Below are 8,537 nucleotides of genomic sequence, written 5' to 3' on the forward strand. Positions count from 1 at the left end.
ATTGCGCGCAATGGTTTTCGCCCCTAACGTCCGGTGAATAGAGATATTGTGCCCTCGGGGAGACCGCTTTGATCCGCACCCTCATCGGTGTCGCCGCCGTGGCGATGCTGACCGCCTGCACCACCAGTAGCGGCGACCGGCCCAAAAGCGCTTCGGCTGCGCCCAAGCGCGATCCGGGCAAACCTTATGACCGCAATCCCTATCCCTCGACCTACCGCGCTTATCCCGGCGTGCCGACGCTGCTGACCAACGTCACGATCCTCGACGGCGAGGGCGGGCGGATCGATCGCGGCGCGGTGCTGTTCCGCGACGGCAAGATCGTCGAAATCGGCCAGTCGATCGCGGCGCCGGAGGGTGCGAGCGTGATCGACGGCCAGGGCAAGTACGTGACGCCCGGCGTGATCGATGTGCACAGCCATTTGGGCGACTATCCCAGCCCGAGCGTGGACGCGCATTCGGACGGCAACGAGATGACCGGCCCGGTGACGGCGGAAGTCTGGGCCGAGCACAGCGTCTGGCCACAGGATCCGGGCTTTTCGCGCGCGCTGACCAATGGCGGGGTGACGACGCTGCAGATCCTGCCGGGCTCGGCGAACCTGTTCGGCGGGCGCAGCGTGACGCTCAAGAACGTCTATGCCCGCACGATGCAGGGGATGAAGTTCCCCGGCGCGCCCTATGGCCTGAAGATGGCGTGCGGCGAGAACCCCAAGCGAGTCTATGGCGGCAAGGGGCGGATGCCCTCGACCCGCATGGGCAATATCGCGGTCGACCGCGGCACCTGGGCGCGCGCGCAGGACTATAAGAAACGCTGGGACCGTTACGAAAAGGATGGCGGCGAAGCGCCCGGGCGCGACATCGCGATGGACACGCTGCGCGGCGTGCTGGCCGGGGAAATCCTCGTCCACAACCATTGCTACCGCGCCGACGAAATGGCCATCGTGCTCGATATGGCGAAGGAGTTCGGCTACAAGGTCGGCACCTTCCACCACGCCGTCGAAGCCTACAAGATCGCCGATCTGCTCAAGGCCAGCGGCACCTGCGCCGCAGTGTGGGCCGACTGGTGGGGCTTCAAGATGGAGTCCTATGACGCGATCGAGGAAAATCTCGCGATCCTCGAGCGCGAAGGCGCGTGCGCGATGATCCATTCGGATGACTCGAACGGCATCCAGCGGCTCAATCAAGAAATCGCCAAGGTACGCGCCGCGGCGAAGCGGGCAGGCTATGACATTCCCGAGGAACGCGCCTGGAAATGGGCCGCCATCACCCCGGCCAAGGCGCTCGGCATCGCCGATGTCACCGGCAGCCTGAAGCCGGGCAAGATGGCCGATGTCGTCCTGTGGAACGGCAATCCGTTCAGCGTTTATACCCGGCCCGAGAAGGTGTGGATCGACGGGGCGCTGCTCTACGATGCGCTCGATCCCAAACGCCGGCCGGTGTCCGATTTCGAGCTCGGCCAGCCGGGCGAAGGAGACGTGAAGTGAAGCGCCTCCTGCTCGCCGCCATCGCGCTGACCGCGCTCCCCGCCGCCGCCCAGACCGTCGCCGTCACCAATGCGAAACTCGTCATCGGCGACGGTTCGGCAACGGTCGAAGGCGGCACGGTGGTCGTGCGCGACGGGCGCGTGATCGCCGCCGGACGCGGCGTCGCCGTGCCGGCGGGCGTGCCGGTGGTCGATGCCGGCGGCCGCTACGTGACGCCGGGCATCTTCGCGGGCTTTACCCGCATGGGTATCGTCGAGGTCGATGGCGTCGACGAGACCAACGACACGGGCGCCAACTCACCGTTCAACGCCGCGATCGACGTGGTCCCGGCGGTCAATCCGCGCACCAGCGCGATCACGCTCAACCGCGCTGAGGGGATCACCCGCGCCGTGGTCGCCCCGCAGGCGCGCGGTTCGATCTTCGCCGGGCAGGGGGCGATCATCGATCTGGGCGCGGACATGGACGCGGTGACCAAACCGCGCGCCTTCCAGTTCATGGAATATGGCGAGACCGGTGCCGCGCGCGCCGGAGGCAGCCGTCCCGCTGCCTATGCCATGCTCAGGAACATCCTGTTCGAGGTGCGCGACTATGCCCGCAATCCCGCGAGCTTTGCCGATCGCGGCAAGGACGCGCTGCTGACGCGCGCCGACGCGCAGGCGCTGGTGCCGGTGGTCAATGGGCAAGTGCCGCTGCTGGTCCATGTCGAGCGCGCCTCGGACATCCTCGTCATCCTCGGCCTCAAGCGTGAAGTGCCGGCGCTCAAGCTGGTGCTGGTTGGTGTCAGCGAGGGCTGGACCGTCGCGCCACAGATCGCGGCAGCGGGCGTGCCCGTGCTCGCCTCGGCGCTCGCCGATCTGCCGGCCTCGTTCGAGCAGCTCGCCGCCACCCAGTCGAATATCGGCCGCATGCAGAAGGCCGGCGTCACCGTCGGCATCGGCATGATCAACGACGACGAAGCGCGGCAGGCGCGGCTGGTCAAGCAATATGCCGGTAATCTCGTCGCGCTGGGCAAGGTGCCGGGCGCGTCGGGGCTCGACTGGGGGCAGGCGTTCGCTGCGATCAGCTCCAAGCCAGCCGAAGCGATGGGGATGGGCGGCGAGTTCGGCTCGCTGCGCCCGGGCCGCCGCGGCGACATCGTCCTGTGGGACGGCGATCCGCTGGAGATCGGCAGCGCGGCGGTTCGCGTGTATATCGACGGGATCGAGCAGCCGCTGGCGACTCGGCAGGACAAGTTGAAGCAGCGCTATTTCGATCCGAAGGAGGGCGCGTTGCCGAAAGCCTATGAGCGCTGAGATCGCCCCAACCGCATGCCTGGCCGAACCGCGCAAGGCCGGGCGGCCGCGCGATCCCGCCAAATACAGCGCGATCGTCGCGGCGGCGCGTGAGGCCTTCTTCGCGCGCGGCTTCCACGCCGCGACGATCGAGGACATCGCGCACGCTGCCGGCGTTTCGAAGGTCACCGTCTATAGCCGCTTCGGCGACAAGGAGACGCTGTTCGAGGAAGTGATCCGCGCCGAGAGCGGGCGGATGGCGGCGCGGTTCGACGCGGAGATGGCGGCCGGGAACTCGCTTGAGGAGCGGCTCAACGCCTTCGGCCTGGCGCTGACCGGGTTCAAGTTCAGCGAAGAGCATCTCGCCGTCGATCGCGTGCTGATGAACGAGATCGCGCAAATGCCCGAGCTCGCGCAGCGCTTTTTTGCGGCCGGGCCGGAGCTGTGCATGGGCCGCCTCGGCGACGTGCTTGGCGAGGCAGCGGCGCGCGGCGAAATCGATATCGACGACGCCGATCTCGCCGCCGACGACATTGTCGGCCTGTGGCTCGGGGGCGGCGACCTCGGCATCAAGCTGGGGCTCGAGCCGCCGCCTTCGCCCGAGGCGTTGCGCGCGCGCGTGCAACGCGCGACCCGGCTGTTTCTCAAGATGGTCGGATCGAAGCCGTGACGAACCGCGTTATGCCTGGGATTGGAGATGCTGGTGATGCGAAAGACCGGATTCGTGATGCTCGCGGCGATGCTGGCTGGTGCTTGTCAGAATGACGCCCAGCCGGCCGCGAATGCTGCGGAAAACACCGCGATCGAGAATGAAGCCGACGCCACCAACTATCAGGCCGAGGTAATCGGCCTGCCGCTGAACGCACGGCAGGGCGTGTTCCTGCGCGCGGTGCGCGATGCCGGGCTGACCTGCCAGCAGGTGACCGAGAGCGAGAAGCTGGAAGACCGTGAGGGCAACCCGACCTGGCGCGCGATCTGCGACGGCGACAGCCCGCACATCATCTCGATCACCCGCGACGGCACCGCGAAGATCCTGAGCCGCAGCGACGCGCGTTGATTTGCGCCGCTCGCGCGGCGTCTCGGCACCGGCCCGCTCCCCCACCCGGCCACCCAGAATATACTGGCGTTGGGTGGCCGGGTGGGGGAGCGGGCCGGCACCGCGCTCAGCATAGCTGAACACAAAAAAGGGGAGGCGGATCGTGATCCGCCTCCCCGTTCAGTTGGGGGCATTCCTAAAGGCCGACGACGCCGCCGTCATTCTTGGTGATCACCACCACCGCCGAACGCGGACGCGTGCCGGCGGGCGCGGTGCCCGACTGGCTGGCCGGCCAGGCGCTGGTCGGCGCGGCGGGGGTGCCGCCTTCGCCGGGATGCTGGATGCCGACGAACAGCGTGCGGCCGTCCGGGGTCGAATCGACGCCGGTGATCTCGCACTCGACCGGACCGACGAGGAAGCGCTTGAGCGTCGCGGCGGTCGGCGTTGCGCCCACGCGCGTCGCCTGGGTCGAGGCGACGCCGGCCGCGGTGGTGTTGGTCACCGTGCGCGTGCCGCCGTCATTGACCGTGCCGGGCAGGCCGAGCAGCATCTGGTTGTTGGTCTGATCGGTGAACGCACCGTCGTCGGTCTGCAGCCACAGGACCGGCTTGATCAGGCCCGAGGCATTGGTCGGACGGCCGAACCACAGCCCGTCGGGGCTGGAGAAGTCGTTGTCCGCGGTCAGGCCCGACAGGTTGATGTTGGTCGCGTTGAGGTCCGACCCGGCGCCGAACAGATAGATGTCCCAGGCGAAGGTCAGCGCCTCGGTCGAGTCGCCGGTCTCGCGCAGGCGCACGACATGGCCGTTGCGATTACCGCGCGACGTGCTTGGCGGATCGACATAGACGCGCGGGTTGGCGGCGTTGGTCTGGCGCTGCGCCGCGGTCGGCGTGTCCGCGCCGGTGACGCGGTTGCCGTTGTTGGTGAGCGTCAGATAGACCTCGCCATTGGCCGGATTGACCGCGGTCCATTCCGGCCGGTCCATCGGCGTCGCGCCGACCGCATCGGCGGCGAGGCGCGTGTTGACCAATATGTCCGCCTGGCTGGCGAAGGGGTAGGCGGCGTTTGAACCGTCGAGCGGCGCGGTGCCGAACACCAGCGGCCGCCAGTTGCCGGTGCCGTCGGCGTTGAACACCGCGACATAGAGCGTGCCGGCGTCGAGATACTTGTCGCCGATCGCGAGCCGGTCGGCGGCGTTGGCATCGGCGGCGGCCCAGGCGGTGTTCGACACGAACTTGTAGAGATATTCGTTCACCGCATCGTCGCCCATATACCATGCGGGCTTGCGACCGGCGACGAACAGGCCGGGCCAGCAGCCTTCATGGCCCATGCGGCCGAGCGCGGTGCGCTTGCGCGGGACCGAGTTGGCGACATAAGGATCGATCTCGACGATCCAGCCGAACTGATTGGGTTCGTTGCGGAAATCGGTGGTGGCAGAGGCGCCGGTCGCGCGCGCGTCCCAACGGCGGAACAGCGTGTTGGCCGAATCGGCCGGAACCACGGTTGACCAGCCATAGCTGCCGGTGCCGCTGGTGACGCCGTAGCGGCCGAGCGCGGTCAGTTCCTTGGCGGTGCGCGCAGCATTGTCGCCGCTGCGGCGGAAATAGCCGGCCCAATTCTCTTCGCAGGTCAGGTTGGTCGCCCAGGGCGTGACGCCATTGGCGCAATTGTTGATCGTGCCGCGGCCGGTGGTGCCGTCGGCCGAATGCGCGGTCTTGAGGAAGTCGGTGCCCCGCACCGGGCCGTTGAACACGGTCGGGGTCGCCGGCGTGATGCGGCGGTTGAAGGTCGAGCCCTGAACATAGCTCCACGCGCGGTTGGCGCTCTGGACATATTCGGTGACGCTCAGCCCGTGGCAGTCGATTTCCTTCTGCGCCTCGCCCTCGGGGCGGATGCCGCCGGGCGAGGTCGCGCCGGCCGGATGCAGATATTGCTGATTGATGTTCTCGTGATTCTGCACGAGCAGCCCGCGCACGCTGCTGCTGTCCTCGCGCGTGCCGGTCGCCGACAGGCCGTACCAGTAGAGCGCGTCGCCATGGTCGCCGATGCGCTGCGCGAAATTGGTGTCGGTGCCGTTGTTGGCATAGGCGGACACGCCCGCGGCGAGCGGGTCGCCGAGCCGCGTCACCACGGTCACGGTGTAGCCATCCGGCACGGTCACGATGTCGTTGCGGTTCTTGGCGACGGCGTTGAAGCCAATCACGGCGGGCGAGACGGTGACCGTCACCGTGCCGCTGCTCGCTTTGCCGGTGCTGTCGGTCGCGGTGTACTGGAAGGTCAGCGCCGTCGCCGCCGCGACTGCTGGGGCGATGAAGCTCGCGCTGTCGGTGGTCGCGCCGAGCAGCGTCACCGTCGGGCCCGCCGTCTGCACCCAGGCCGAGGTCAGCGCGCCGTTGTCGGTCGCACTGCCGCTCAGCGTCACCGGACGCCCGGCCGTGGTCGCGCCGGTCGAATTGACCGAGGCGACGATCGGCGCCGGGTCCGTATCCGCCGCATTGTCGCATGCCGCCAGCACGCCACCGCCAAGGAATGCCGCCGCAGCGGCGGTGCCGCCCGAACGCAGCGTCTCGCGCCGCGAATAGCGCTTCTCGATCAGCGTGCCCAGCGAGGTGGCGGTGGAGCTGTTGGTGTCGACGTCCCCGTCGCTATAGCCAAAGGCGGTCCCGGTGATTTCGGTCATGTCTGGTTGTCCCCTCAGCCAGCCTCTGGGGTGAGGCGGCTACACGGGCGCTGTGCCGCCGCCGTTTGACAGGTTGATGCCAGTTCCTTGACGGACTCGTTTCGGTTCGGCGACGTTTCGATGACGGTCTGTCCTTTGGCGGGGCGGCGATGTAGGGCGCGGGCATGGACGACGAGCGGGACAGCAGCCTGATCGACCGCGCGGTGCAGCGCCTGTCGCCGCCGGCGACGCCGCGCGCGGCGCCGGTGCTGCCGAAGATCGACTGGCGCTTCGCGACGGCGCTCGCCGCCCTGATCGCGCTCGGCCCGCTGCTGACGATCGTCGGTGCAGGGTTGCTGGAGCGCAGCGCGCAGGCCGAAGCGGGGCGGCTGCGCACCCGGGCCGCCCCACAGATCAATGCGCTTGCCGCCGACCGCGAAGCACGCGACCTGCTGCGTGCGGCGGTGCGGGAAGCACCGGTCGCGGTGTGGCTCGACCGCGCGGCTCAAGCCCTGCCGGCCGACGCGCGCATTTCGCGGATGGCGCGCACCGCCGATGGCCGCTTCGAGATCGACGTCACAGCGCCCGATCCCGACCTTCTCCGCGGCGCGATCCGGCGCAATCCGGCCTTTGCGGGCTTTCGCGAAACCGGTCAGCGCCGCGCGGGCGCGATGATCCTGATCACTTACCGGCGGGCGGCATGACGCGGGCGACGCTGATCGCGGGTGCCGCGGGCGGGTTGCTCGCCGCGCTGCTGCTCGCGCCGGCGACGGGCACCGCGCTCGGCGAATTGTCGCGTGCGCGGGCGGCTCGGGCCGAGGCGGCGGCGTTCGATACCAGGTCCCCGACGTCGCCACCGCTGGTGGCTCCGGCGCTGCGGATCGGGGCACCGAACGAGGCAGAGGCGGCTCGCGCGCTCGCATCGCGCGTGCGGACGCTGGCCGCGCAGGGCGGGGTGCTGGTCGAACAGGCGCAGGGCGTGCGCGGCAGCGCCGGGCTGGTGCGGTTGCGGCTGCGGTTGTCCGGGCCGGACAAGGCGGTGATCGCGCTGGCGGACCGGCTGGAGCGCGACGCGCCGCTGCTGCGGCTGCGCAGCTGGCAGATCACCGCGCTCGGCGATGGCGGGCTGCGGCTGGACGGCGAGGCGGTGGCGGCATGGCGTTGACGCGGCCCCGTCTGATCGCATTGGGCGTCGCGGGCGTCTTCGCGCTCGCGATGCCGGTGCTGCTGCTCACGACTGGCGGGATGCCACCGGCGGCAGAAGCTGCGCCGCCGTTGCGCCCCGTGATCCCGCCACCGGTCCCGCCGATCGCTGCGATCTATGAACGCGGCTTGTTCGCGCCCGCCGAAGCCGGCGCCGACACCCCCGCCGACGCACCCGCGCTGGTCGGCATTGCCGGGCGGCTCAACCGCGATGCGGTGGCGCTGGTGCGGCTGGCGGACGGCAGCTCGCGCAGCATCGGCGTGGGCGAGAGCGTCGATGGCTGGCGGCTCGAAAGCCTCGCGATCGACGCCGCTTTCTTCACGCGCGGCCGCGAGCGGGTTCGCGTGGCGATGGCGGGCGAGGAACCGCCCGCCGACACAACGCCAGATCAGTAAATCCCGTCAATCTCCAGCGTCAGCCGTGGCGGGAGCGGCTTGAGCAACAGGCTGCTCGGCTTGTCGAGGTCCATCTCCTCCGCCCGCAGCCGCGCATATTTGGCCTTGGCGATCGCCGCCGCATCCTCTCCGTTGCGCAGGATCGTCGGTTTAAGGAAGATGAACAGCGTCCGCTTCTGGCGGCTCTCGCGGCGGCTCTTGAACAGCTCGCCCAGGATCGGGATGTCGCCCAGGATCGGCACCTGGCTCTTGACCTGGCCGTAGTCGTCCGAGGTCAGCCCGCCGAGTACGATCGTCTGGCCATTGTCGGCGAGCACCGTGGTGTTGATCGCGCGGCGGTTGGTGATCAGGTCGGTCGCGCGGCTGAGCTGCGTGGTCGCGATCGACGACGCCTCCTGCACCACTTCCAGCCGGATCGTGTCGCCGGCATTGATGCGCGGCAGCACCTTGAGCGTGATGCCGACATCCTTGCGCTCGACCGAGGTGTAGGG

The 8,537-nt window shown here is 69.1% G+C and carries 9 protein-coding genes; 7 read left to right on the forward strand and 2 right to left on the reverse strand.

Features of this window, described 5'->3' with window-relative positions:
- The first annotated feature begins 104 nt into the window (after positions 1 to 104).
- Genes M9978_RS16130 through M9978_RS16145 form a run of 4 tightly spaced genes read left to right on the forward strand, consistent with a single transcriptional unit; the run spans position 105 to position 3,809 of the window.
- Positions 105 to 1,481: an amidohydrolase gene (locus tag M9978_RS16130; RefSeq protein ID WP_254294984.1), complete on the forward strand. Its 1,377-nt coding sequence runs from the start codon at positions 105 to 107 to the stop codon at positions 1,479 to 1,481.
- Positions 1,478 to 2,773, forward strand: a complete 1,296-nt coding sequence (locus M9978_RS16135; protein WP_254294959.1) for an amidohydrolase family protein — start codon at positions 1,478 to 1,480, stop codon at positions 2,771 to 2,773. The genes M9978_RS16130 and M9978_RS16135 overlap by 4 nt, the downstream gene beginning before the upstream one ends.
- Positions 2,763 to 3,422, forward strand: a complete 660-nt coding sequence (locus M9978_RS16140; protein ID WP_254294960.1) for a TetR/AcrR family transcriptional regulator — start codon at positions 2,763 to 2,765, stop codon at positions 3,420 to 3,422. The genes M9978_RS16135 and M9978_RS16140 overlap by 11 nt, the downstream gene beginning before the upstream one ends.
- A 36-nt stretch (positions 3,423 to 3,458) precedes the next feature.
- Positions 3,459 to 3,809 carry a hypothetical protein gene (locus tag M9978_RS16145; RefSeq protein ID WP_254294962.1) on the forward strand — a complete coding sequence of 117 codons (351 nt, stop codon included), beginning with the start codon at positions 3,459 to 3,461 and terminating at the stop codon, positions 3,807 to 3,809.
- 175 nt (positions 3,810 to 3,984) lie between these two features.
- On the opposite strand, the gene M9978_RS16150 is transcribed toward M9978_RS16145, so the two are convergent.
- A complete protein-coding gene (locus M9978_RS16150) occupies positions 3,985 to 6,468 on the reverse strand; it encodes a PhoX family protein (RefSeq protein WP_254294964.1) in 2,484 nt (827 codons plus the stop codon).
- 164 nt (positions 6,469 to 6,632) lie between these two features.
- Here M9978_RS16150 and M9978_RS16155 point away from each other — a divergent pair, with 164 nt between their 5' ends.
- The 3 genes from M9978_RS16155 to M9978_RS16165 are packed head-to-tail and all read left to right on the forward strand — an operon-like array spanning position 6,633 to position 8,046.
- On the forward strand, positions 6,633 to 7,151 hold the full coding sequence (locus M9978_RS16155) for a hypothetical protein (RefSeq protein WP_254294968.1): 519 nt from the start codon (positions 6,633 to 6,635) through the stop codon (positions 7,149 to 7,151).
- Entirely contained in the window at positions 7,148 to 7,612 is a 465-nt protein-coding gene (locus M9978_RS16160; RefSeq protein ID WP_254294970.1) for a hypothetical protein, read from the forward strand. Before M9978_RS16155 ends, M9978_RS16160 begins: the two co-directional genes overlap by 4 nt.
- A complete protein-coding gene (locus M9978_RS16165) occupies positions 7,603 to 8,046 on the forward strand; it encodes a hypothetical protein (RefSeq protein ID WP_254294972.1) in 444 nt (147 codons plus the stop codon). The genes M9978_RS16160 and M9978_RS16165 overlap by 10 nt, the downstream gene beginning before the upstream one ends.
- On the opposite strand, the gene M9978_RS16170 is transcribed toward M9978_RS16165, so the two are convergent.
- Positions 8,040 to 8,537: secretin GspD/PilQ domain-containing protein (locus M9978_RS16170; RefSeq protein ID WP_496113653.1), on the reverse strand; the 498-nt coding region annotated here is incomplete at its 5' end. The two genes, M9978_RS16165 and M9978_RS16170, sit on opposite strands and share 7 nt — an antisense overlap.

Origin of the sequence: Sphingomonas tagetis, from assembly GCF_024211275.1 — a bacterium.
Lineage (GTDB): Bacteria > Pseudomonadota > Alphaproteobacteria > Sphingomonadales > Sphingomonadaceae > Sphingomonas > Sphingomonas tagetis.